Here is a 23522-nt window from a genome sequence, read left to right on the forward strand (position 1 = left end):
GGTCGCGCCTCGTGACGGGGGGCCGTGTCACGAGGCGCCGAAGCGGTCCCTCAGCTCCCGCTTGAGGATCTTGCCGCTGGCGTTGCGGGGAAGCGCGTCCACGAGGAAGACGCGCTTCGGCGCCTTGAACCGGGCCAGCTTCTCGCGGGCGTGGTCGAGGAGCTCGGCCTCGGTGACCTCCCCGCTCGGGACGACGACGGCCGTGACCGCCTCGATCCAGCGCTCGTCGGGAAGACCGATGACGGCGACCTCGGCGACGCCGGGGTGGGTGTAGAGCGCGTCCTCGACCTGGCGGGAGGCGACGAGCACTCCGCCGGAGTTGATGACGTCCTTCACCCGGTCGACGATCGTCAGATAGCCCTCGGCGTCGCGGACCGCGAGGTCCCCCGAGTGGAACCAGCCGTCCCGGAAGGCGGCCTTCGTCTCGTCGGGCTTGCCCCAGTAGCCCTCGCACAGCTGCGGGGACCGGTAGACGATCTCGCCCGGGGTTCCGTCGGGGACGTCCTTCCCGTCCTCGCCGACGACGCGGGCCTCGACGTGGCGCACGGGGCGGCCGCAGGAGTCCATCCGGCCCTCGTGCTCGTCGGGGCCGAGGACGGTGGCGAGGGGGCCGATCTCCGACTGGCCGAAGCAGTTGTAGAAGGCGAGCTCCGGGAGCCGGGCGCGCAGCCGCTCCAGAACGGGCACGGGCATGATCGAGGCGCCGTAGTAGGCCTTGCGCAGGGCGGAGAGGTCGCGGTCGGCGAACCCCGGGTGGTTGGCGAGGCCGATCCAGACGGTCGGCGGGGCGAAGAGGCTGTCGGCGCGCCCCGCCTCGATCAGGTCGAACAGGACGGCCGGGTCGGGTCCGTCGACGATCGTGTTCTCGGCGCCGACGGCGAGGTAGGGCAGCAGGAAGACGTGCATCTGCGCGGAGTGGTAGAGCGGCAGCGCGTGCACCGGCCGGTCGTCCTCGCGCAGGTCGAGCGCCTCGATCGCGCTCGCGTACTCGTGGGCGAGGGCGAGGTGGGTCATCATCGCGCCCTTGGGGAGCGCGGTGGTCCCCGAGGTGTACAGCAGCTGGGCGAGGTCGCGGGCGTCGCGGTCGGTGGGGAAATCCTCGGGCTCGGCGAGCGCGTCGAGCAGTGAACCGGGCGCGTCCCGCAGCGCCTTGACCACGAAGCCCTCGGGGATCCGGTCGGCGAGGGCGGGATCGGTGAGCACGAGGGCGCTCCCCGACTGCTCCAGGACGTACGTGAGGTCCTCGCCGGTCAGGTGGTGGTTGACGGGCACGTGGACCAGGCCGGCCCGGGCGCAGGCGAGGAACGCGACGAGGTAGGCGTCGGAGTTGTGGCCGTACGTGGCGACCCGGGCGTACTCCGGCAGGCCGAGGCCGTGGTGCGGCTCCCGCAGGACGGCGGCGGCGGTGGAGACGGCCGCGTCGAGCTCCGCGTACGTCCAGGTCCGGTCGGCGTAGCGGACGGCGATCCGGTCGGGCACGCGCCGGGCGCTCGCGCGCAGGAAACCGTCGACGGTGCGGCTGAGGAGTCGATCCATGGGGGTGATCCTCGGCGCGGAGCGGGCGGAAGGTCAAGTACCGCGCGGCGCGCCGCACATGCCCGGACCTCGGATACCGAACGGGATGTTGACAAGGGGCCGCGCGACTGCGTGCATGGTCCAACCCGCAGTGGTCATCCGCCCGTTGGGAGGCATCTTGCACCTCCGTACCCGTCTGAAACATCTCGCGCTCACCGGCGCGGCCCTCGCCGTCGTCACGGCCTCGCTGCCCGGCGCGGCGGCCGCCGACTCCGGCGGCCGGGAACGCCACCCGTCCGACCGGGGCCTGTCGGCCGTCATCCGCTACACCGAGTACGGCATTCCGCACATCGTGGCCGAGGACTACGCGGACCTCGGTTTCGGCACGGGCTGGGCCCAGGCCGCCGACCAGGTCTGTGTGCTCGCCGACGGCTTCCTGACCGTGAACGGCGAACGCTCCCGGTACTTCGGGCCGGACGCCGCTCCCGACGGCTCGCTGTCCTCCGCCACGACGAACCTCTCCAGCGACCTGTACTTCCGGGGCGTCAAGGACGCGGGCACCGTCGAGGACCTGCTCGAAACCCCCGCGCCGGCCGGGCCGAGCCGCGACGTCAAGGAGCTGATGCGCGGCTGGGCGGCCGGCTACAACGCCTGGCTGCGGAAGAACCGGGTCACCGATCCGGCCTGCGCGAAGGCCGACTGGGTCCGCCCGGTGACCGCGCTCGACGTGGCCCGGCGCGGCTTCGCCGTGTCGGTGCTCGGCGGGCAGGGCAGGGCCGTGGACGGCATCACCGCCGCCCGGCCGCCGGCCGCCACCCCGGGAGCGGCCGCCTCGGCCGCGCGATCCGGCGCCGACCCGGAAGCCCCCGACCCGGCCCGTACGGCCGAGGCGGCGCGTGAGCTGTTCGCTCCCGAGAACGCCACCATGGGCTCCAACGCCGTCGCGTTCTCCGGGACGACGACGGCGAACGGCCGCGGGCTGCTCCTCGGGAACCCGCACTACCCGTGGCAGGGCGGGCGCAGGTTCTGGCAGTCGCAGCAGACCATCCCCGGCGAGCTGAACGTCTCCGGCGCCTCGCTCCTCGGCACGCCCGTCGTGAACATCGGCTTCAACGACAAGGTCGCCTGGAGCCACACCGTCGCCACCGGCGTCCCGCTCGATCTGCACCAGCTGGCCCTGGTGCCGGGCGACCCGACGGCGTACCTGGTGGACGGGAAGCCCGAGCGGATGACCCCGCGCGAGGTGACCGTCGGGATCAAGGACGGCACCCCTGTCACCCGTACCCAGTGGTGGACCCGGTACGGACCGGTCGTCGGCGGCCTCGGCGCGCAGCTGCCGCTGCCGTGGACCGCGACCACGGCCTACGCCCTGAACGACCCCAACGCCGCGAACCTGCGCGGCTCGGACACCGCCCTCGGCTTCGCGAAGGCCCGGTCCGCGCGGGACATCGCCGACGCCCTGCGGCGCACCCAGGGGCTGCCCTGGGTGAACACGATCGCGGCGGACTCGGCGGGGCACTCGCTCTTCACCCAGTCCCAGGTGCTCCCCCGGATCACCGACGAGCTCGCCGCGCGCTGCTCGACCCCGCTCGGCCGGGCGACGTACCCGGCCTCGGGCGTCGCCGTGCTCGACGGCTCGCGGTCGGACTGCGCGCCGGGCTCCGACCCGGACGCGGTGCAGCCGGGTGTCTTCGGCCCGTCGCGGATGCCGGTCCTGCGGGACGCCCCGTACGTGGAGAACTCCAACGACAGCGCCTGGCTGGCCAACGCCGACCGGCCGCTGACCGGGTACGAGCGGATCTTCGGTACGGTCGCGACCCCGCGCTCGCTGCGCACCCGCGGCGGGGTCGAGGACGTGGCGGCGCTGGCGGACCGGGGTCGGCTGACGGTGGCCGACCTCCAGCGCCAGCAGTTCGCGAACCGGGCGCCGGCCGGTGACCTGGTGGCGGCGGACGCGGCGAAGGCCTGCGCGTCGGCGCTGCCGGAGGACGCGGAGGTCTGCCGGGTGATCGGTGCCTGGGACCGGACGGTGAACACCGACAGCCGGGGCGCGCTGCTCTTCGACCGGTTCTGGCGGAGGTTCACCGCCGCGGTGAAGCCGGCCGACCAGTGGACGGTGCCGTTCTCGGCGGCCGATCCGGTCCGCACTCCGCACACCCTGAACACCGGTCTTCCCGAGTTCGCGAAGGCCCTCGCGGGCGCGGCGGCGGAGCTGCGGGCTGCGGGCATCGCTCTGGACGCGCCGCTCGGCGCCCACCAGTTCGTCGTACGGAACGGGGAACGCATCCCGGTGAGCGGTGGGACCGAGGCGCTGGGCGTCTGGAACAAGGCCGAGCCCGTGTGGAACGCGGCGGCCGGGGGCTACGCGGAGGTCGCGCACGGGACCAGCCACGTGCAGGCGGTCGGCTGGGACGGGAGCCGGTGTCCGGTGGCCCGCACCCTGCTGTCGTACTCCCAGTCGTCGAACCCGGCGTCGCCGCACTACAGCGACCAGACGCGGCTGTACGCGGGCGAGCGCTGGGTGACCTCCCGGTTCTGCGAGAAGGACATCCTGCGCTCGCCCGCGCTGAGGGTGGTGGTCGTCAGGGGCTGAACGACAGGAACACGAAGGCGGCGAAGATCGCGAGATGGACGCCGCCCTGGAGGAGGTTGGCCCGTCCGGGCACCACGGTCAGGGCGCTCACCACACCGGTGAGGACGAGCAGGACCATGTGGAGCGGCCCCAGACCGAGCACCAGGGGCCCGGACAGCCAGATCGAGGCGAGCGCGATCGCCGGGATCGTCAGGCCGATGCTGGCGATCGCGGAGCCGTAGGCGAGGTTGAGGCTGGTCTGCATGCGGTCCCTGCGGGCCGCGCGGACGGCGGCGAGGGTCTCGGGGAGCAGCACCATCAGGGCGATGACGACACCTACGACGGCCTTGGGCAGACCCGCCGACTGGACGCCGTCCTCGATGGTGGGCGAGATCAGCTTGGCGTTGCCGACGACGGCGACGAGTGCGAGCAGGAGCAGGCCGAGGCTGGTCCAGGTCTCGCGGCTGCCCGGCGGGTCGGCGTGGTCTTCCTCCGACTCCTGCCCCGGGCGCTCCACCGGGAGGAAGTAATCGCGGTGCCGGACTGTCTGGACGGCGACGAACACCGCGTACAGGCCGAGCGAGGCGACGGCGGCGAAGGCGAGCTGGGCGGAGGAGAACTCCGGGCCCGGGTGGCTCGTGGTGAAGGTGGGCAGGACGAGCGTCATCGTCGCGAGGGTGCAGACGGTGGCGAGCGCGCCGCCGGAGCCCTCGGCGTTGAAGACCGCGGTGCGGTTGCGCAGCGCGGCGACGAGCAGGGAGAGGCCGACGATGCCGTTGCAGGTGATCATGACGGCGGCGAAGACGGTGTCACGGGCGTAGGTCGAGGTCTTCTCGCCGCCTCCCGCCATCAGCGAGACGATGAGTCCGACCTCGATGACGGTGACGGCCACCGCGAGGACGAGGGAGCCGTAGGGTTCGCCGACGCGGTGGGCGATGACCTCGGCGTGGTGGACGGCCGCGAGGACGGCGGCGATCAGGCAGAGCGCGATGAGGCCGACGGCGAAGCCCGGAAGGTCGCGGCCCCAGGCCACGCCGAGCGCAAGCGCCGCCACCACCGGCCCCCAGGTGGTCCACTGCCGTGCCATTGACGCCGTACTCGAACTCATGATCCACATCCTGCCACATCGGGGCTTTCGCCCGTTTCGTTCGTCGTCTCGCTCATTCGTCCCGGTCGGCGAGACCGTGCTCGTACGCGGCGAGGGTCTCGACGAACATCCTTCGTTCGGCCGGGCCGAGGGGTGCGAGCGCCGCGCGCCAGGCGCCTGCGCTGCGGCCCAGCCAGCCGTCGATGGCGGGGCGGTGGGCCTCCGCGATGGAGACGATCTTCCGTCGCCGGTCGGCGGGGTCCTCGGCCCGCTCCAGCACTCCCTTCTTGGCGAGGTCGCCGACCATCAGGCTCACGGTGGTCGGGGCGACCTCCAGACGTGCCGCCAACTCGTTGACGCCGAGCGGCCCGTCGAAGAGCAGATAGGCGAGGAGGGAGAGGTGGCGCGGCGCGAGGGTGAGCGACTGCAGCTCGTCGGGGATCCTGATCCGCTTGACCCGCCCGACCATCCGGGGCATGAGCAGCAGCAGCGTACGGACGGCGTCGTCGACGTCCGGTCCGTCGCCGCGCCCGCCCCCCTCGTGTGCGGTTGACACCCTGCACCCTCCGATTTAGCTTTGCTTTCAAAGCAAATAGATCTGTCGTGGTCGATGCTACCGAAGGGCACCGTCATGTCCGATTTCAATCAGCGGGTCATCGAGGAGTTCCGGGCCAACGGGGGCCGTGTGGGCGGGATGTTCGAGGGCGCGTCCTTACTTCTGCTCACCACGACCGGCGCCCGCAGCGGACGTCCCCACACCCATCCGGCCGTGTTCGTACGCGACGGAGCGCGGCTCCTGGTCTTCGCGTCGAACGCCGGCGGACCGCGCCATCCGGCCTGGTTCCACAACCTCCGCGCCGACGCGCACGTCACCGTCGAACTCGGCACCCCCGACGGGACCGTCGAACGCTTCGCGGCACGGGCGGTGGTGACGGAGGGCGAGGAGCGGGACCGGCTGTACGCGGAGCAGAGCGCCCGGGACCCCGCGTTCGCCGCCTACCAGTCCGGCACGGACCGGGTCATCCCCGTCGTCGCCCTGCACCGCGTGGACCTCGCGGACCCGGCGCGCCACCGGGCGATCGCCGCCCACCTGGTCAAGGTCCACGACGAGCTCCGCGCCGAACTCGCCGAACTCCGCGCGGGCCTGGACTCCCCCGGGCTCGGCGCGGGCCCGGACGCCCCGGAGCTCCGCGCGGGCCCGGACTCCCCGGCGCCCGCGCTCGGGCGGCAGCTCGCCCGCCACTGCCTCACCTTCTGCGGCGCGCTGCACGCCCACCACCACAACGAGGACGGCGTCTTCGACCTCCTGGAGGAGCAGTTCCCGGACCTCGCCGGGCCCCTGGACCGGATGCGCCGGGAGCACCGGGTGGTCGCCCGCACGGTCGGCGAACTGGAGTCCCTGCTGACCTCCGGCGCCGCCCCGGAGACCCTGCGCACCGAGGTCGACCGCCTGGCGACGGCCCTGGAGGAACACTTCACGTACGAGGAGTCCCAGCTGCTCCCGGCCCTGGCACCGGAGCGCTAGTCAGGCCCGCCAGTCCTCGCTGTACTGGATGTGCGGGGCGCCCGGCACGTTCCGGCCGGTTCGGGGCCGGGTCCGCGGGCCGGAGCCGAGGTGGTCCCGGTACGTCGGGTGGTACCGGCGCTCGTGGTCGATGGCGCCGGCCTCGGGGAAGTCGCGGTCCGGGGTGGCACCGGTGCGCGGCCGTCCGGCGCCGAGGCTCGCCCTCACCTACTGCGGGTTGCCGTTGGCGGCGAGGCGGGCGCTCATCTCCGAGTGGGCTTTCTGGGAGTGGGCGTTGGCCGGGTCGTGGATGAGCCGGAGGTACTCGTCGAGGACCCGCACGCACTCGTCCCGGGTGGGGTAGGTGGCGTCGGAGGTCAGCTCAAGGCGCTTGTCGACCTCCCTCAGCGTCCCGTCGGCCGCGGCGTACACCGGGTGCCAGATGAGTCGCACCGCAGGGTTGAGCGCCATGACCACGCGCAGTTGCGGGACCTCCTGCGAGATGAGCACGCTGTCGGGGTTGTACGTCCGCAGATAGATGTGGACGGGGCCGCGGGCACGGTTCACGAAGGCCTTGGACAGGACGTTCCACATCGGCGTCTTGAGCATCCAGTCAGAGGTCAGGGCCAGCTTGTCGACCACGCCCCCGAAGGGGGTGGCCTCCAGGGGGGTGTGGCCCCTGGCGAGGGCGTAGTCGCTGACCTCCCTGCCGCCCGACCAGAGAGCCAGCGTCGGCGTGTCGATCTTCAGGTAGTCGCCGATGAGCTTCACCAGGTCTTGGTACCAGGTGTTCGACGCGCGATGGTCGCGCTGGTCCTGGCGGCCGGCGTAGGTCGCCATGGCCTCGTCGTTGAGCTGCCCCTGTTCGGCGATGCCACCGAGGATGAGCTGCCAGGCGTCGTCCGTGACGCCGTCGGGGAAGCCCGCCTGAGCCATCATGTCGCGGAACGTGCCCCACTCGCCGTGCGCGGTGGGATCGGCGGCGTGCCGCCGCGCCTCCTCCCTGGCCTCCGGATCCTCCTGACGCTGCACCCAGCGCGTCACGGCCGCGTTGCCCACCGCCCGTTGGAGGCCGGCGAGTACGGCGGGGTGCGGCACCTGTCGGGTGGTGCCCTCCGGGGCCGCGCCCGGTGCCTGCCTCCTCGGTGCTGCCGCAGCCGTCGATGGCACCTCGGGCGTCCTTGTCTCGTGCATGCTCGCCGGCTCCCCAGGTCTCGGTTCGGCCCCGAAGTCCGAGACTAGGGCCTCTGCACGGCCCCCGAGAGGGCCGAAAGGGCAGTCAGAAGGGCACCACGGGCCGAGGCCGGCCCGGGGTCACCCGCGCGGCGGCAGGAATCGAGCGGTGCGGAGGGCGCCCGGGCGGTCACAGCGGGCGCTCGTGGCCCTCCCAGTACGGGTCGCGGAGGCGGCGCTTGTAGAGCTTGCCGTTGGGGTCGCGGGGCATGGCCGGGACGAAGTCGACCGACTTCGGGCGCTTGAAGCCCGCGAGGCGGTCGCCGCAGTGGGCCAGGATCTCCGAGGCGAGCGCGGGCCCCGGCTCGTGGCCCTCGGCCGCCTCGACGACCGCCTTGACCTCCTCGCCCCAGTCGGCGTGCGGGATGCCGAAGGCGGCGGCGTCCGCGACGGCGGGGTGGGCGAGCAGCGCCGCCTCGATCTCGGCGGGATAGATGTTGACCCCGCCGGAGATGATCATGTCGATCTTGCGGTCGCGGAGGAAGAGGTAGCCGTCCTCGTCGAGGATCCCGAGGTCGCCGACGGTGAAGAAGTCGCCGATGCGGTTCTTCGCGGTCTTCGCCTCGTCCTTGTGGTACTGGAAGCCGCCGGTGTTCATCTTGAGGTAGACCGTGCCGAGTTCGCCGGGCGGCAGCCGCTTCCCGTCGTCGTCGAAGACGGCCAGTTCGCTGATGGGCCAGGCCCTGCCGACCGTCCCCGGCCTCTTGAGCCACTCCTCGGCGGTGGCGAACGCCCCGCCGCCCTCACTGGCCGCGTAGTACTCCTCGACACACCGTCCCCACCAGTCGATCATCGCCCGCTTGACGTGCTCGGGGCAGGGCGCGGCGCCGTGGATGGCGTGGCGCATGGAGGAGACGTCGTACCGGTTCCGTACCTCCTCGGGCAGGGAGAGCAGGCGGTGGAACTGGGTCGGGACCATGTGCGTGTGGGTGCAGTCGTACCGGTCGATCAGCCGCAGCATCTCCTCGGGCGTCCACCGGTCCATGAGCACGAGCGGATGTCCGATGTGCAGGGCGGCGGCGGCGAACTGGAGCACGGCCGTGTGGTAGAGCGGCGAGCAGACGAGATGGACGTTGCCGTCGGCGGGGCGGATGCCGAAGATGCCGAGGAAACCGCCGAGATGGGTCTCCTCGGGGAGCTTCCCGGGGAGCGGACGGCGGATGCCCCGGGGCCGGCCGGTGGTGCCGGAGGTGTAGTTCATGACCCAGCCGAGGGTGCGGTCGGCGGGGGCCGCCCCGTCCTGCCCGTCGAGCAGTTCGGCGTACGGGCGGAAGCCGGGGACCGCACCGACGGCGTACCGGTGGGTGGGTGCGAGCCCGGCCTCGTCGGCGGCGAGGGTCACGGCCTCGGCGAACCGCTCGTGGGCCACGAGGACTTTGGCGCCGGAGTCGGCGACGATCCAGGCGATCTCGGGGCCCACGAAGTGGTGGTTGACGGGAACCAGGTAGAAGCCGGCCTGGGTGGCGGCGAGATGGGCGGTGAAGAACTCGGGGCCGTTGGGCAGGACGACGGCGAACGCGTCGCCGCGTTCCAGTCCGGCGGCGCGCAGCCCGTGCACGAGACGGTTCGCCTCGGCGTGCAGCCGGCCGGCGCTCCACTCCTCGCCGTCGGGTGCCACGAGGACCGTGCGGCCGGGGTCGGCGGCGGCCTGGGCCCAGAATCCGGTGGGACCTTGAGTCACTGGGTGCTCCGTCCGGCGATGCGGTTGATGCGGTCGACGGCCTTCTCGAAGCCGCGGGTGAGCTCGTCCACGACCTGCTGGACGCTGCGCTCGGAGTTCATCCGGCCGACGATCTGCCCGACGGGGGTGCCGAGGAGCGGCTCGACCTCGTACCGCTGGATACGGGAGACGGCCTCGGCGACCAGGAGCCCCTGGAGCGGCATGGGGAGCGGGCCGGGGCCGGCCGGGTCGTCCCAGGCGTCGGTCCACTCGGTGCGGAGCTGGCGGGCGGGTTTGCCGGTCAGGGCGCGGGAGCGGACCGTGTCGCCGGAGCCGGCGGCGAGGAGCTTGGCGGTGAGGGCGCGGGAGTGCAGTTCGGCCTCGGTGGTGGTGAGCCAGATAGAGCCGAGCCAGACGCCCTGGGCGCCGAGGGCGAGTCCGGCGGCGATCTGCTCTCCGCTGCCGATGCCGCCGGCGGCGAGCACGGGCAGCGGGGAGACCGCGTCGACGACCTCGGGGGTGAGGACCATGGAGGCGATCTCGCCGGTGTGGCCGCCCGCCTCGTATCCCTGGGCGACGACGACGTCGATGCCGGCGTCGGCGTGGTGCCGGGCGTGGCGGGCGCTGCCGGCGAGGGCGGCGACGAGGACGCCGTGCTCGTGGGCGCGGGCGACGACGTCGGGCGGCGGTGAGCCGAGGGCGTTGGCGAGGAGTCTGATCGGGTAGTCGAAGGCCACGTCGAGCTGGCTCCGGGCGACCTGCTCCATCCAGCCCGTGATCCGCCAGCCGGAGGCCTCGCCCTCGGCCAGTTCGGGGACTCCGTGCTTGGCGAGGGTGGCGCGGACGAACGCCCGGTGCTCCTCGGGGATCATGGCCTCGATCTCGGCCTCGGTGACGCCTTCGACCGCCTTCTTCGCGGGCATCACCACGTCGAGGCCGTAGGGCAGGCCGTCGGTGTGCTCCTGCATCCAGTCGAGGTCGCGGGCGAGGTCGTCGGGCGCGGTGTAGCGGACCGCGCCGAGGACGCCGAACCCGCCGGCTCTGGTGAGTGCGGCGGCCACCGCGGGGAAGGGCGTGAAGCCGAAGATGGCGTGCTCGATCCCCAGTGTGCGACTCAGCTCCGTCTCCATGGGCGGCAGGATGCCGCAGCGGCGCGGCGGAGGGAAGACCTTTTCTGATGCATCGTCAGATTCTTTGCGGGCGGCACGTCGGCGTTTCACCGCCGCCCCCGGTGGGAGAGGGTGGGCATGGCACTCGACGCGGAACGAGACGGAAGGCCGAGCCGCCGCGCGTTCGGCGGTGGCGTACTGGCCCTCGGAGGGGCGCTGATGATCGGTGCGGTGCCGGGGGCGGCGGCGTCCCCACAGGGCGGGGACGGTTCCGGCGGCCGCACCGGCCGGGAGTCGCCGGCCGCGCGGCGGACCACGCTGCGGCGCGGTCCGGCGGAGCGGGCCGGGCTGCTCGCGCCACACCTGGACGGCCTGGTCGCGGAGGCCGAGCGCTTCCTCGCGCCCTCCCCCACGCACCCCTGGTACGCGGGCGCCGTGCTGCTCGCCGGGCGGGGCGGGACCGTCGCCCTGCACCGGGCGATCGGCGCGGCCGTGCGGTACGCGGCGTACGACGAGAAGACCGACAGCGGGGTCGAGCTGCCGCCGGAGCGACAGCTCCCCATGACCGAGGACACCGTCTTCGACCTGGCGTCGGTCTCGAAGCTGTTCACCTCGATCCTGGCGGTGCAGCAGATCGAGCGCGGGGCGCTGGAGCTGGAGGAGAAGGCCACCGCGTACCTGCCGGAGTTCGGCGGCGGCGGGAAGCAGGACGTCACCGTGCGGCAGCTGCTCACCCACACCTCGGGGTTCCGGTCCTGGATCCCGCTCTACCGTGAGCCCACACGGGAGGGCAAGCTGCGGCTGCTGTGGGCCGAGACCCTCCCGAACCCGCCGGGATCCGCGTACCTCTACTCCGACCTGAACCTGATCTCGCTCCAGCTGATCCTGGAGGAGATCACCGGTCGCGGTCTGGACACCCTGCTCCACGACGAGATCACCGCTCCGCTCGGGATGCACCGCACGCGTTTCAATCCCCCGCTCTCCTGGCGGCCGGAGATCGCCGCCACCGAGGACGCCCGGCCCCCCTGGTCCGGGCTCGACCGGGGCATGGTGTGGGGCGAGGTCCACGACGAGAACGCCCACTCCCTCGGCGGCGTCGCGGGCCACGCCGGGATCTTCTCCCGCGCCTGGGACCTCGCGATCCTCGCCCGCACCCTGCTCAACGGCGGCGCCTACGGCCGCGCCCGCATCCTCTCCCCGGCGTCGGTGGAGCTGATGTTCACCGACTTCAACACCGCCTTCCCCGGCGACGAGCACGGCCTCGGCTTCGAGCTCTACCAGCACTGGTACATGGGCGCCATGGCCACCCCGCGCACCGCCGGGCACACCGGCTTCACCGGCACCAGCCTCGTCCTCGACCCGACGACCGACGCGTTCCTCATCGTGCTCGGCAACTCCGTGCACCCGGTGCGGTCCTGGCGCTCCGGCTCCGCGCCGCGCGTCGCCACGGCGGACAGACTCGCCAGGGCCGTGCCCGTACGCCCGACCCGGGGCCGTACGTCCTGGTTCTCCGGCATGGCGAGCGCCACCACCGCCACCCTGACGCTCCCTCACGTGCTGGGCGCCGCACACCTGGAGTGCGCCCTGTGGTGGGACACCGAGCCGGGCGCCGACCCCGTCGCCCTGGAGGCCTCGGCCGACGGCGGCACGACCTGGCGGCCGGTCCCCTTCACGACCGACGGCCTCACCGAGCACCCGGCGGGCACGGTCGGCGGCTGGTCCGGCCGCGTCTGGCACACCGTGTCCGCGGCGCTGCCCGACGGGAACGTCCTCCTGCGCTGGCGGTACACCACGGATCGGCGGTACGTGGGCCGGGGCGTGTACGTGGACGGACTGCGGCTCCTCGACGGCGCCGGACGGCCGGTGTTCGACGAGGCGCGTCCGGCGGACGGGGCGCGGATCGGAGCGAACGGCTGGACCAGGAGCGCCGATTGACACTTCGAACTGACGGACCGTCGGAGCGGGCTGCGTCCAGGTGATCACCATGAGGTAGCGTCGCCGCCGGGAGATCTCACCGGGGGGGGGACGGGACGAAGGCCGAGGCGAGCGTCCGTCGCGTCGCCCTGCGCCTCGTCTGCTCGCCGTCCCTGCGGGTCGAGGACAGGGACTTCACCGTCACGGCCTGGTTCAGGCACTCCGCCACGACGGGCACGCTGCCGATCGTCTGGGCGTACGGCATGACGGGCCGGCGCCTCTCGGTCCGTGCCGAACCCGGAAGCAGTCTGATGCGCGCCACCGTCGGCACGGACCTCGGCACCACCGAGGTGACGCTCCCGTCCTCGTACAACGACGGTGCGTGGCACCACGCCGTGTTCACCCGCCAGGGCCTCACCCTCCGCCTCGCCGTGGACGGGGGCCCCGCGGCCACCGCGACCATGCCGGCGGGGAACTCGGCGGCGCAGCGGAACCTCACTCCGGCCGCCGAGTTCAACATCCACATCGGTGCCCGGCCCGACTTCCCCAACCAGCCGGCCGGGGTGGCGCAGCTCTTCCGCGGCACCCTGGACGACGTACGGCGGTTCGGCACCGCGCTGACCGACACGGAGGCGGCCGAGGTGAAGGCGGGCTCCCTCACGGTGAGGACCGACGCGGAGAAGCTCCGCGTCGGCTTCTCCACCATCTGGTAGCCGAGGTTCCGGAGCCCCGCCCACCGGACGAGGACGCCCGGGCCTGGTGGGCGCGGGATCCGGAGCCCTGACCGACGCGGGCTCCGCAGCCCTGGTGGACACGGGCTCCGGAGCTCACGCCGCCTCGGCGTACAGCTCCTCGATCAGCCGCGCGACGCGCTCCGGCTCCCGCAGCGTCGGGTAGTGGTCGGACGCGGCCAGCCTGACGAGACGGCAGCCGGGGATCCGTTCGGCCATCTCCTCGTTGCACCGCACGACCTCCGGCCGGTCCTGCTCGCCCAGCGCCAGCAGGGTCGGCGCGGAGATCTCCCCGAGCCGGTCGAAGGCGGGCGGGCCGGTGAGCTGGTGGCCGATGTTGCTGAACCAGGCGGGGAGCACGTCCCGGAGGAACTGCGCCGCGACCGGGTCGGACTCGGGCTTTCCGCCGCCGGCCTGCCCCCACGCGGCGAGGCCGAGCCGGACGATGGCGTCCATGTCACCGGCCTTGGCCAGGGGTTCGAGGCGCTCGAAGAACTCGCCCGCGTCCAGCCCCTCGTACCCCGACACCCCGGGGACGAACAGGGCGAGGCCCGCCACCCGCCCGGGCGCCTCCAGGGCGTAGTCGACCGAGGTGGCCCCGCCCATGCTGGAGCCGACCAGGACCGCCCGCTCGATCTCGAAGCGGTCCAGGACCTCGGCCAGATCGCGGACCGGGGAGTACGGGGCGGTGGGCGCGGGTGAGCGTCCGTAGCCGCGCACGTCGTAGCGGATCACGCGGTGCCGCGCGCGGAGCGCCGGGAGGACCGGGTCCCACACCGTGGAGTCGCCGACGCCGGGATGGAGCAGGACCAGCGGCAGGCCGTCCCCTCCCGCGTCGTGGGTCCAGACTTCGCCGTCCTTGACAGAGACCATGGTTTCCACGGCCCCAGTCTGGTGCGGCGTGCGGGAGCCGCGCCAGTACGCCTCCGGTGTTCCGGCGGACGGGGCGGCCCGTCCAGGCACCGTTTCCGGCGGACGGGGGCGCCCGTCAGGCTCCGTTTCCGGCGGACGGGGGCGCCCGTCAGGCTCCGTTTCCGGACGCCGCACGCAGGGCGGTCAGGACGGGGCTGATCAGGGGGTGTTCCTCCGCGCCGCGCCGGACGGCGGCGAAGACCCTGCGGGTCGGGGCGACGCCCTCGATGGGGCGGACCTCCACGCCCGTGAGGTCCATTCCGGCCAGGGCCGAACGGGGCACGAGCGCCACGCCCGCGGACGCCGCCGCGAGGGCGACGACGGCACGGAAGTCGTCGGAGGAGTGCTCCGGGTTCAGGGTGAACCCCGCGTACTCGCAGGCCAGGACGGTCACGTCATGGCAGGGGTTCCCGGCCGACTGGCCGATCCAGGCGTCCTTCGCGAGGTCGCCGAGCACGACCCGCTCGCCCGCGGCCAGCGGGTGGCCGGGCGGCAGCACCGCGTCGAACGGCTCGGCGTAGAGCGGGACGCGGGTGAGCCGGGGATCGTCCTCGCCCGGGGCTCCCCGGTACTCGACCGCGACGGCCACGTCCACCTGCCGGTCCAGGACCATGAGCAGGCTCTCGTCGCCCTCCGCGTCCCGGACCCGGACCCGGATGCCGGGCGCGGTGCGGGCGAGGGCCGTGATGGCGGGGGCCACCACGAGTCCGATGCCGGTGGCGAACGCGGCCACCGTGACCGTACCGGCGTCCCCGGAGCCGTACGCGGCGAGCTCGGCCTCGGCGCGCTCCAGCTGGGCCAGGACGGCGTTGGCGTGGCTGAGCAGGATCTCCCCGGCCGGGGTGAGGCGCGCGCCGCGCGCACTGCGGTCCACGAGCCGGTGGCCGGTCTCCTGCTCCAGGGCGGCGAGCTGCTGGGAGACGGCGGAGGGCGTGAGATAGAGCGCGGCGGCCGCCGCCGTCACCGTGCGGTGGTCGGCCACCGCACGGAGGATGTGCAACCGCCGCGCTTCGATCATGCACCCAGTGTCTCAGCCCGCGGACCCTGCCCGGATCCGCAGGTCAGGGCCCTGGGGCGAGTCCTAGCCCTGGAGGGCGGCGCGGGCGTCGACGAAGGCGTCCACGGCCCGGTTCACGTCCTCCGTCGAGTGGGCGGCGGAGAGCTGGACGCGGATGCGGGCCTGGCCCTGCGGCACGACCGGGTACGAGAAGCCGATCACGTAGACCCCGCGCTCCAGGAGCAGCTCGGCCATCCGGCCGGCCACGGCCGCGTCGCCGATCATGACGGGGGCGATGGCGTGGTCGCCGGGGAGGATGTCGAAGCCCTCCTCGGTCATGCGGGAGCGGAACAGCGCCGTGTTGGCGTTGAGGCGCTCGCGCAGGTCGCCGGCGGACTCCAGGAGGTCGAGGACCTTCAGGGAGGCGGCGGCGATGACCGGAGCGAGGGTGTTCGAGAAGAGGTACGGGCGGGAGCGCTGGCGCAGCAGGGCGACGATCTCGGCGCGGGCCGCGACGTAGCCGCCGGAGGCGCCGCCGAGGGCCTTGCCGAGGGTGCCGGTGATGATGTCGACGCGGTCCATGACGCCGTGCAGCTCGGGGGTGCCGCGGCCGCCGGGGCCGACGAAGCCGACCGCGTGCGAGTCGTCGACCATGACCATGGCGTCGTAGCGCTCGGCCAGGTCGCAGATCTCGTCGAGCGGGGCGACGTACCCGTCCATGGAGAAGACGCCGTCGGTGACGATCAGCTTGCGCCGGGCGCCGCCGTCCGTGGCCTCCTTGAGCTGCTGCTCCAGGTCGGCCATGTCGCGGTTGGCGTAGCGGAAGCGGCGGGCCTTGGAGAGGCGGATGCCGTCGATGATCGAGGCGTGGTTGAGGGCGTCGGAGATGACGGCGTCCTCGGGGCCGAGGATCGTCTCGAAGACGCCGCCGTTGGCGTCGAAGCAGGAGGAGTAGAGGATCGTGTCCTCCTGGCCGAGGAAGGAGGAGAGGCGGGCCTCCAGCTCCTTGTGCACCTCCTGCGTGCCGCAGATGAAGCGGACGGAGGCCATGCCGTAGCCCCAGCGGTCGAGCGCGGCGTGGGCGGCGGCGACGATCTCGGGGTTGTCGGCGAGGCCCAGGTAGTTGTTGGCGCAGAAGTTGAGCACCTCGCCGGGGCGGCCGCCCGCGGTGACCTCGACCGTCGCGGACTGGGGGGTGCCGATGACCCGCTCGGGCTTGTGCAGTCCGGCCTGCTCGATCTCTTCGAGGGTGGCGCGGACGGAGTCGCGTACGGAATCGAACATGGGTCAGGCTCCCGTGGTCCAGTCGAGGATGATCTTGCCGCTCTTGCCGGAGGCCGCGTCGTCGAAGGCGGCGTCGAAGTCGCGGTAGTCGTAGCGGCCGGTGATGACCGGGTTCAGGTCGAGTCCGCCCTCCAGGAGGACCGACATCGCGTACCAGGTCTCGAACATCTCGCGGCCGTAGATGCCCTTGATCGTGATCATGGAGGTGACGACCTTCGCCCAGTCGACGGCGAAGTCCTCGGCGGGCAGGCCGAGCATGGCGATCCTGCCGCCGTGGGTCATGTTGGCGATCATGTCGCGCATCGCGTGCGGGTTGCCGGACATCTCCAGGCCGACGTCGAAGCCCTCCTTGAGCCCGAGGGTGCGCTGGCCGTCGGCGATGGTGTGCTCGGCGACGTTGAGGGCGAGCGAGACGCCCGTCTTGCGCGCCAGGGCGAGGCGCTCCTCGCTGACGTCGGTGATGACCACGTTGCGGGCGCCGGCGTGCTTGGCGACGGCGGCGGCCATGATGCCGATCGGCCCGGCACCGGTGACGAGGACGTCCTCGCCGACGAGCGGGAAGGACAGGGCCGTGTGCACGGCGTTGCCGAAGGGGTCGAAGATCGCGGCGACGTCCAGGTCGACGGGGACGCGGTGCACCCACACGTTGGAGGCGGGCAGCGCCACGTACTCGGCGAAGGCGCCGTCCCGGCCGACGCCGAGGCCCACGGTGGCGCGGCAGAGGTGGCGGCGGCCGGCCAGACAGTTGCGGCACTTGCCGCAGACGAGGTGGCCCTCGCCGCTGACCAGGTCGCCGACCTCGATGTCGGCGACGTCACGGCCGACGGAGACGACCTCGCCGACGAACTCGTGGCCGATCGTCAGCGGCGTGGCGATGGTCTTCTGCGCCCAGCCGTCCCAGGAACGGATGTGCAGGTCGGTCCCGCAGATTCCGGTCCGCTTGACCTTGATGAGGACGTCTCCGGGGCCTGTCTCCGGCTCGGGCACATCCGTGAGCCAGAGTCCCGGCTCCGCCTTCAGCTTGACCAGCGCCTTCAATGCAACGGCTCCCGACGTGCGTGTCCTGTGATGCGGGGGTGCGGGCACGGCTGCGCGCCCAAGATCCCTGGAAGAGAATCTTCCGTACGCGAGGCCCGCGGTCCATCGAGGATTTCTTAAGCGCGCTCGCAGATCAGCTTCACACCCCTGGCGGGGAGGGGGCGACGTCAACGGGGCCGAACGGAGAATCGACCGCGCGGAGGGGACCGGCGGCGGGAGCGGGGCCGCTTCCGTAGACCGTCGGGAGCGGCCCAGGTCCCGTCCGCCGACGGTCCCGGTCCCGGTCCCCTCCGCCGACGGTCCCGGTCCCGGTCCCCTCCGCCGACGGTCGCGGCCCTCCGGCCGGGTGTCAGCGACCGAGCGCCGCCATCGCCGCGTTGTGGCCGGGGATGCCGCTGACTCCCCCGCCGCGGATCGCACCCGCTCCGCACAGCAGCAGGTTGGGGTGGTGGGTCTCGACGCCCCAGCGGCCGGTGCCCTCCTCCCCGTACGGGAAGGAGAGGTCGCGGTGGAAGATGTGGCCGCCGGGCAGCCGCAGGTCGCGTTCGAGGTCGAGCGGGGTCTTCGCCTCGATGCAGGGGCGGCCCTCCGCGTCGAGGGCGAGGCAGTCGGCGATCGGCTCGTCCAGGTGCGTGTCGAGCTGGGCGAGGGTCGCCGCGAGGAGCTTCGCGCGCGTGCCCTCGTTGTCGGCGGCGAACAGCCGGGCGGGGGTGTGCAGGCCGAAGAGCGTGAGCGTCTGGTGGCCCGTGGCGGCGAGCTCCGGACCGAGGATCGTCGGGTCGGTGAGGGAGTGGCAGTAGATCTCGGATGGCGGGGCGGTGGGCAGGCGCCCGGCGGCGGCCTCGGCGTGGGCGGTGGCCAGCTGCCCGTATCCCTCGGCGATGTGGAAGGTGCCGGCGAACGCCTCGCGGGGGTCGACGGAGCGGTCGCGGAGCCTGGGCAGCCGGGTCAGCAGCATGTTGACCTTGAGCTGGGCGCCTTCCGGGGCGGCCGGGGGCGTCTCGCCGAGGAGCGTGGCGAGTTCCTGCGGGGAAGCGTTGACGAGGACCTGCCCGGCCTCGACGGTGCCCTCGCCGTCGGCGGTGCGGTACGTGATCGCGGCGCGGTGTCCGTCGGTCTCGATCCGGGTGGCCTCGTGCCCGGTGAGGATGCGGACCCCCGCGCTGCGGGCGGCGTCGGCGAGGGCGTCGGTGAGGGCGCCCATGCCGCCGACGGGCACGTCCCAGTCGCCGGTGCCGCCGCCGATGACGTGGTAGAGGAAGCAGCGGTTCTGCAGGAGCGTGGGGTCGTGGGCGTCGGCGAAGGTGCCGATCAGGGCGTCGGTGAGGACCACGCCCCGGACGAGGTCGTCGGCGAAGGTCTTCTCGACGGTGACGCCGAGGGGCTCCTCGAAGAGCATCCGCCAGGTGTCGGCGTCGTCGACGCGGGCGCGGAGCGCGGCGCGGGTGGGCAGGGGTTCGGTGAGGGTGGGGAAGATCCGGCGGGCGGCCTCGCCGGTGCGGGCGTAGAAGTCCTGCCAGGCCTCGTACGCGCGGTCGGAGCCGGTGAGTTCGGCGAAGGAGGCGCGGGTCCGGTCCGGTCCGCCACCGACGAGGAGGCCGCCGTCGCCCTTCGGGGTGTACGAGGAGATCGACCGCTTCCGCACGGCGAACCGCAGTCCGAGCTCCCGCACGATCTTCTCGGGCAGCAGCGAGACCAGGTACGAGTACCGGGAGAGCCGGGCGTCGACCCCCGCGAACGGCCGCGTCGACACGGCGGCCCCGCCGGTGGAGCCGAGCCGCTCCAGAACGAGGACGGAGCGTCCGGCGCGGGCCAGATAGGCGGCGGCGACGAGCCCGTTGTGCCCGCCTCCGACGACGACGGCGTCGTAGGAGCGGGGCCCGGCGGAAGCGTGAGGGGCGGTCATGGCTCATGCTCACACGCGCCCGCGTGCCGGGGGAACCCCGCCGTCGTCAGGCATGATCACGGCATGACAGAGATCGTTCTGATGTCGGATCCGAGGGTCGCCGCGATACCCGTGTCGGAGTGCGGTGAACGCCTGGTGGACGTGCGAGGTGTCGGCTCGCTGCTCGTCGACCCGCGCAAGCAGGACCCGGCGGACGCGTTCGCGTACCTGCGGGAGGGTGTCGTCGAGCGGCTCCTCAAGGCCCAGGAGACGCTGCCGGACGGCCTGCGTCTGCTGTTCGTCGAGGGGTACCGCCCTCCGTCGCTCCAGCGGTCGTACTTCGAGGAGTACGCCGCCGAGCTGCGCGCGCTCCACCCCGAGTGGCCCGGGGAACGGATCCACGCGGCGGCGAGCCGGTGCGTGTCGCCGCCCGAGATCGCCCCGCACAGCGCCGGCGCGGCCGTCGACCTCACGCTGGCCGCGGCCGACGGGCGGGAGCTGGACCTGGGGACGCGGATGAACGCGTCCCCGGAGGAGAGCGGCGGCGCCTGCTACACCCACGCCGAAGGCATCGGCGCGGAGGCCCGCGCCCACCGGGAGCTGCTCGGCTCCGTGCTCACGGCCGCGGGCCTGGTGAACTACCCGACGGAGTGGTGGCACTGGTCCTTCGGCGACCGCTACTGGGCCCTGGCGACCGGTGCGGCGGCGGCCCCCTACGGCCCGAAGGAACTCACACCGAGCGGCTGAGCGCGGGACCGGCCGGGGGCCGGCGCGGTGGGGGCCGCCGGGCAGCGGAGGCCGGACCGGGTGGTCGCGCCCCAGGAGCACCGGGGCAGCCGTGCGATGGTGATCGCCCGCCGCCGGCTGGCGGGCCCGGCTCTCTCGCCTCGACCGGCCCGTCACGCCCCCGGGTCCCCGGCCGTCGCGCCCCGGCGGGCGTCATGCCTCCGGCGGGGTGGCCGCTCTCAGCAGCAGGGCGGCCGCTTCGGCGTGGCGGCCGAGGCGCTCCAGGCTCTCGGCCTCGTCGTCGAGTGCGGCGAGGGTGTCGGGGTGCGCGGGGCCGAGGAGCCGGGTCCGGGCGGCGGCGATCGCCCGGTGGCACTCCAGCGCCTCCTCCCAGCGGTCGAGCCGTCCGAGGGCGACGGCCGTCTCCCATCGGCTGAGGAGCGTGTCCGGGTGGTCCGCGCCCAGCACGCGCGCACGGTCCGCGTGGACGCCCTCGGACTCGGCGAGCGCCTCCGTCCAGCGCCCGAGCCGCCCGAGGTTGACGGCGAGGGCCTGGCGGGCGCGCAGGGTCTCGGGACCGTCGGCGCCCTGGGAGCGGGTGCGGGCGGCGACGAGCTCGCGGCACACGCCGAGGGCGTCCGCCGCCTGGCCGAGGCGCCCGAGGCAGACCCCGGTCTCGTAGCGGGCGGCGAGGGTGTCCGGGTGCTCGGGGCCGAGGGCGGCGGCGCGTCCGTCGGCGACCGCGCGGTACTGGACGAGCGCCTCCTCCCCCCGTCCGAGCCGGGTCAGGGTGAAAGCCACCTCGTGGCGGGTCACGAGGGTGTCCGGGTGGGCCTCGCCGAGCAGCCGGGCCCGGGCCTCCGCGACCTCGTTCGCCGTGCGGTACGACTCCTCCAGGCGGCCGAGGCGGCCCAGGGTGAACGCCAGGTTGTGCCGGCAGCGCAGGGTGTCGGGGTGGTCGGGGCCGACGGTGCGCTCCCGCGCGGCGAGCACGTCGGCGTACACCTCGTACGCCTCGGGGTGCCGTCCGAGGCGGCCCAGGGCGTAGGCCCGCTCCTGCCGTGCCGCCAGGGTGTCGGGGTGGTCGTCGCCGAGCACGCGGGCGCGGGCCCCGGCGACCTCGCCGAAGACGCGCAGGGCGTCGGCGGGGCGGTCGAGCCGGGCGAGGGCGAAGCCGACCTCGTAGCGGCTGGTGAGCGTGTCGGGGTGCTCCTCGCCGAGGGTGCGCGCCCGGTCCTGGGCGACGGACCGGTGGACGGACTCGGCCTCGTCCCAGCGGCCGAGCCTGCCGAGGCCCATCCCGGCCCGGAAGCGTCCGGCGAGCACGGCGATCAGCTCCGCCGGGGGCACGGGGGCGGGCGGCGGCGTGTCCCCTGGTGCCGCGGTGGTCCACTCGGTGGTGAGGACGGCCGCGGCGGGATCGTGGGCGGCGGGGCGCGGCCCGGCGACGGCCGCCGGGCGGTGCCCGCCGGTGATCCCCCGGACCCACGCGGGCACGGGCGCGGGCTCCAGGGCCGCCGGTACGGGCAGGGGCGCGGTCACCGGCAGGGCGGGGAGCACGGGCGCCTGCGGGGGCGGCGGGAACGGGGCCGGGCCGAAGCGTCCCGAGACGATCCGGCGGCGCAGGTCGCCCGCGTCGGCCGGCCGCTCCTCGGGGACCTTGGCGAGCAGGTCGACGACGATCCGGTCGAAGTAGTCGGGCAGCTCGGCGCGGTGCGCGCGCGGCGGGCTCGGCACGGTGTCGCGGTGGCCGATGAGGATGGCCCAGGAGTCGCCGAGGTCGAAGGGCGGAGCGCCGGTGGCCAGTTCGTACAGCACGCACCCCAGCGAGTAGAGGTCGCTGCGGTGGTCGATCTCGCCGCCGCCGATCTGTTCCGGGGACATGTAGTGGGGCGTGCCCATGGCGATGCCGGTCCCGGTGAGTTTGGAGGTGAAGCCCATGTCGGCGCCGAGTCGCGCTATGCCGAAGTCGCAGATCTTCACCGTGCCGTCCCGCAGCCGCACGATGTTCGCGGGCTTCAGGTCCCGGTGCACGATGCCCTGGCGGTGCGTGTAGGCGAGGGCGTCGGCGACCTGGTCGGCGATCTCGACGACGTCCTGGACGGGCAGCGGGTGCTGGTCGTTGGCCACGAGGAGCTGGCTGAGGTTGCGCCCCTCCAGGAGCTCCATGACGAGGAAGAGCACGCCCTCGTACTCGCCGAAGTCGTGCACGACGGTGATGCCCCGGTGCTGGAGCGCCGCCGCCACCCGGGCCTCGCGGCGGAAACGCTCGCGCACCACGGTGAGGACCTGGGGGTCCTGCTGCGGTCCGAGCGGTTTCAGGCACTTCACGGCGACGCCGCGCCCGAGGGCCTCGTCGGTGGCGCGCCACACCTCGCCCATGCCTCCGCGACCGATCACCTCGTGCAGGCGGTACCGGCCCTGGATCAGTCTGGAGTCCCCCATCGTGTGCTGCCGCCCCCGTCGATTCCGTACTGCCTTCTCGGCTCCTCCAGTATGGCCGCCGGGTCGGACAGTGAATACGGGGCGGGGTACGCGTACGGGTCGGGCCGGGTCTCCGGGCCGAGCCGGTCCACGGCGCGCAGGATGTGCCGGGGCGGCAGCCGCCAGCGCAGCCGGGCGGGGACGCAGCGCAGCAGGTTGGCGGTGGCGACGAGCCGGTGGGTGACGGTCTCGTGCGGCGGGGCGGGGCGGCCGTAGAGCGCGTGGGCGTAGAGGGGCAGGGTGTCGTACGCGAGCGCGGTGACGCGCCGCCAGATCACCTCGCGCGCCGGGACGAGCGCGGGTCTCACGGGCGGGCGGCGCAGGAAGTCCTCGACGGTCCGGGCGTCCGGTCCGGCGGCGAGGGCGGGACGGACCGCGTCGAAGTAGGCGGCGAGCTCGGCGGTGGACGCGGGGACGGTGTCGGGGTCGAGGCCGACGAGCCGGGCGGAGGTGCGGTGCTCGTCGACGTACCGGTCGGCCTGGGCGTCGGTGAGCGGGATGCCGGAGCGGCGTGCGACCGAGAGGTAGGAGTCGGTCTCGGCGCAGTGGACCCAGAGCAGCAGTTCGGGGTCGTCGACGCCGAGCAGCCGGTGGATCCGCCGGACGCGGGCGCCCGCGGCCTCGGCGGCCCCGGTGGTCCCGTAGCTGAGGGTCCCGACGAAGTCCGCGGTCCGCATCAGCCGGCCCCAGGGGTCCTCCCGGAAACCGCTGTTGATCATGACCCCGCGGACGGCGACGGGGTGCAGGGCCTGGAGCCACAGGGCCCGGACCCCGGCGATCCACATCACCGGGTCGCTGTGCAGCTGCCACGTCACGGAGCGGGGACCGAAGAGCCCGGGGTCGGCGTCCTGCCTCATGGCGCTCAGGCTAC

General features: G+C 73.6%; 19 protein-coding genes. 5 read left to right on the forward strand and 14 right to left on the reverse strand.

Going from position 1 to position 23522, the window contains the following annotated elements; all coding sequences use genetic code 11:
- Window positions 1-27 precede the first annotated feature (27 nt).
- Complete coding sequence (locus ACN9MM_RS04435; RefSeq protein WP_426362383.1) at window positions 28-1536, reverse strand: fatty acyl-CoA synthetase; 1509 nt, start codon at window positions 1534-1536, stop codon at window positions 28-30.
- A 157-nt stretch (window positions 1537-1693) separates the two neighbouring features.
- Here ACN9MM_RS04435 and ACN9MM_RS04440 point away from each other — a divergent pair, with 157 nt between their 5' ends.
- Window positions 1694-4108: a penicillin acylase family protein gene (locus tag ACN9MM_RS04440; protein ID WP_426362384.1), complete on the forward strand. Its 2415-nt coding sequence runs from the start codon at window positions 1694-1696 to the stop codon at window positions 4106-4108.
- Here ACN9MM_RS04440 and ACN9MM_RS04445 read toward each other — a convergent pair.
- Entirely contained in the window at window positions 4098-5195 is a 1098-nt protein-coding gene (locus ACN9MM_RS04445; RefSeq protein WP_426362385.1) for a calcium:proton antiporter, read from the reverse strand. The two genes, ACN9MM_RS04440 and ACN9MM_RS04445, sit on opposite strands and share 11 nt — an antisense overlap.
- 52 nt (window positions 5196-5247) lie before the next feature.
- On the reverse strand, window positions 5248-5652 hold the full coding sequence (locus ACN9MM_RS04450; protein WP_426368671.1) for a MarR family winged helix-turn-helix transcriptional regulator: 405 nt from the start codon (window positions 5650-5652) through the stop codon (window positions 5248-5250).
- A gap of 153 nt (window positions 5653-5805) precedes the next feature.
- Here ACN9MM_RS04450 and ACN9MM_RS04455 point away from each other — a divergent pair, with 153 nt between their 5' ends.
- Window positions 5806-6699 (forward strand): nitroreductase/quinone reductase family protein, encoded by an 894-nt coding sequence (locus ACN9MM_RS04455; RefSeq protein WP_426362386.1) that lies wholly within the window; start codon window positions 5806-5808, stop codon window positions 6697-6699.
- Here the strand turns inward: ACN9MM_RS04455 and ACN9MM_RS04460 are convergent, their stop codons facing one another.
- The 4 genes from ACN9MM_RS04460 to ACN9MM_RS04475 all read right to left on the reverse strand — a co-directional run bounded on the left by ACN9MM_RS04460 (window position 6700) and on the right by ACN9MM_RS04475 (window position 10701).
- On the reverse strand, window positions 6700-6906 hold the full coding sequence (locus tag ACN9MM_RS04460) for a hypothetical protein (RefSeq protein ID WP_426362387.1): 207 nt from the start codon (window positions 6904-6906) through the stop codon (window positions 6700-6702).
- Window positions 6907-7776, reverse strand: coding sequence for a hypothetical protein (locus ACN9MM_RS04465; RefSeq protein ID WP_426362388.1), 870 nt, complete (start codon window positions 7774-7776; stop codon window positions 6907-6909).
- 265 nt (window positions 7777-8041) lie between these two features.
- Window positions 8042-9592 carry an acyl-CoA synthetase gene (locus ACN9MM_RS04470; protein ID WP_426362389.1) on the reverse strand — a complete coding sequence of 517 codons (1551 nt, stop codon included), beginning with the start codon at window positions 9590-9592 and terminating at the stop codon, window positions 8042-8044.
- Window positions 9589-10701, reverse strand: coding sequence for an NAD(P)H-dependent flavin oxidoreductase (locus ACN9MM_RS04475; protein WP_426362390.1), 1113 nt, complete (start codon window positions 10699-10701; stop codon window positions 9589-9591). Before ACN9MM_RS04475 ends, ACN9MM_RS04470 begins: the two co-directional genes overlap by 4 nt.
- 117 nt (window positions 10702-10818) lie before the next feature.
- Here ACN9MM_RS04475 and ACN9MM_RS04480 point away from each other — a divergent pair, with 117 nt between their 5' ends.
- Together ACN9MM_RS04480 and ACN9MM_RS04485 are read left to right on the forward strand one after the other, a co-directional pair.
- Window positions 10819-12615, forward strand: a complete 1797-nt coding sequence (locus tag ACN9MM_RS04480) for a serine hydrolase (RefSeq protein ID WP_426362391.1) — start codon at window positions 10819-10821, stop codon at window positions 12613-12615.
- Between the two features lie 152 nt (window positions 12616-12767).
- On the forward strand, window positions 12768-13307 hold the full coding sequence (locus ACN9MM_RS04485; RefSeq protein ID WP_426368672.1) for a LamG domain-containing protein: 540 nt from the start codon (window positions 12768-12770) through the stop codon (window positions 13305-13307).
- 114 nt (window positions 13308-13421) lie between these two features.
- Here the strand turns inward: ACN9MM_RS04485 and ACN9MM_RS04490 are convergent, their stop codons facing one another.
- The 5 genes from ACN9MM_RS04490 to ACN9MM_RS04510 form a co-directional block, all read right to left on the reverse strand.
- Complete coding sequence (locus tag ACN9MM_RS04490) at window positions 13422-14198, reverse strand: alpha/beta fold hydrolase (protein ID WP_426362392.1); 777 nt, start codon at window positions 14196-14198, stop codon at window positions 13422-13424.
- 148 nt (window positions 14199-14346) lie between these two features.
- Complete coding sequence (locus ACN9MM_RS04495) at window positions 14347-15255, reverse strand: LysR family transcriptional regulator (RefSeq protein WP_426362393.1); 909 nt, start codon at window positions 15253-15255, stop codon at window positions 14347-14349.
- A gap of 63 nt (window positions 15256-15318) precedes the next feature.
- A complete protein-coding gene (locus tag ACN9MM_RS04500) occupies window positions 15319-16518 on the reverse strand; it encodes a glycine C-acetyltransferase (protein WP_426362394.1) in 1200 nt (399 codons plus the stop codon).
- Between the two features lie 3 nt (window positions 16519-16521).
- A complete protein-coding gene (tdh, locus tag ACN9MM_RS04505) occupies window positions 16522-17556 on the reverse strand; it encodes an L-threonine 3-dehydrogenase (protein ID WP_426362395.1) in 1035 nt (344 codons plus the stop codon).
- A 349-nt stretch (window positions 17557-17905) separates the two neighbouring features.
- Window positions 17906-19462 carry a phytoene desaturase family protein gene (locus tag ACN9MM_RS04510; RefSeq protein WP_426362396.1) on the reverse strand — a complete coding sequence of 519 codons (1557 nt, stop codon included), beginning with the start codon at window positions 19460-19462 and terminating at the stop codon, window positions 17906-17908.
- A gap of 63 nt (window positions 19463-19525) precedes the next feature.
- On the opposite strand from ACN9MM_RS04510, the gene ACN9MM_RS04515 reads away from it, so the two are divergent.
- Entirely contained in the window at window positions 19526-20188 is a 663-nt protein-coding gene (locus ACN9MM_RS04515) for a M15 family metallopeptidase (RefSeq protein ID WP_426362397.1), read from the forward strand.
- 192 nt (window positions 20189-20380) lie between these two features.
- On the opposite strand, the gene ACN9MM_RS04520 is transcribed toward ACN9MM_RS04515, so the two are convergent.
- Both ACN9MM_RS04520 and ACN9MM_RS04525 read right to left on the reverse strand, forming a co-directional pair.
- Entirely contained in the window at window positions 20381-22612 is a 2232-nt protein-coding gene (locus ACN9MM_RS04520; RefSeq protein WP_426362398.1) for a tetratricopeptide repeat protein, read from the reverse strand.
- Window positions 22594-23508: an oxygenase MpaB family protein gene (locus ACN9MM_RS04525; RefSeq protein ID WP_426362399.1), complete on the reverse strand. Its 915-nt coding sequence runs from the start codon at window positions 23506-23508 to the stop codon at window positions 22594-22596. The genes ACN9MM_RS04520 and ACN9MM_RS04525 overlap by 19 nt, the downstream gene beginning before the upstream one ends.
- Between the last annotated feature and the right edge of the window lie 14 nt (window positions 23509-23522).

It is taken from the genome of Streptomyces sp. E-08, from assembly GCF_049913095.1.
In the GTDB taxonomy this organism is placed as follows: Bacteria; Actinomycetota; Actinomycetes; order Streptomycetales; family Streptomycetaceae; genus Streptomyces.

What these genes read in the sequence shown, in the direction of transcription:
- ACN9MM_RS04435 (WP_426362383.1), bottom strand. Translation starts at nt 1,536, where the DNA reads ATGGATCGACTCCTCAGCCGCACCGTCGACGGTTTCCTGCGCGCGAGC.
- ACN9MM_RS04445 (WP_426362385.1), bottom strand. Translation starts at nt 5,195, where the DNA reads ATGAGTTCGAGTACGGCGTCAATGGCACGGCAGTGGACCACCTGGGGG.
- ACN9MM_RS04450 (WP_426368671.1), bottom strand. Translation starts at nt 5,652, where the DNA reads ATGCCCCGGATGGTCGGGCGGGTCAAGCGGATCAGGATCCCCGACGAG.
- ACN9MM_RS04455 (WP_426362386.1), top strand. Translation starts at nt 5,806, where the DNA reads ATGTCCGATTTCAATCAGCGGGTCATCGAGGAGTTCCGGGCCAACGGG.
- ACN9MM_RS04475 (WP_426362390.1), bottom strand. Translation starts at nt 10,701, where the DNA reads ATGGAGACGGAGCTGAGTCGCACACTGGGGATCGAGCACGCCATCTTC.
- ACN9MM_RS04480 (WP_426362391.1), top strand. Translation starts at nt 10,819, where the DNA reads ATGGCACTCGACGCGGAACGAGACGGAAGGCCGAGCCGCCGCGCGTTC.
- ACN9MM_RS04490 (WP_426362392.1), bottom strand. Translation starts at nt 14,198, where the DNA reads ATGGTCTCTGTCAAGGACGGCGAAGTCTGGACCCACGACGCGGGAGGG.
- ACN9MM_RS04495 (WP_426362393.1), bottom strand. Translation starts at nt 15,255, where the DNA reads ATGATCGAAGCGCGGCGGTTGCACATCCTCCGTGCGGTGGCCGACCAC.
- ACN9MM_RS04500 (WP_426362394.1), bottom strand. Translation starts at nt 16,518, where the DNA reads ATGTTCGATTCCGTACGCGACTCCGTCCGCGCCACCCTCGAAGAGATC.
- ACN9MM_RS04510 (WP_426362396.1), bottom strand. Translation starts at nt 19,462, where the DNA reads ATGACCGCCCCTCACGCTTCCGCCGGGCCCCGCTCCTACGACGCCGTC.
- ACN9MM_RS04515 (WP_426362397.1), top strand. Translation starts at nt 19,526, where the DNA reads ATGACAGAGATCGTTCTGATGTCGGATCCGAGGGTCGCCGCGATACCC.
- ACN9MM_RS04520 (WP_426362398.1), bottom strand. Translation starts at nt 22,612, where the DNA reads ATGGGGGACTCCAGACTGATCCAGGGCCGGTACCGCCTGCACGAGGTG.
- ACN9MM_RS04525 (WP_426362399.1), bottom strand. Translation starts at nt 23,508, where the DNA reads ATGAGGCAGGACGCCGACCCCGGGCTCTTCGGTCCCCGCTCCGTGACG.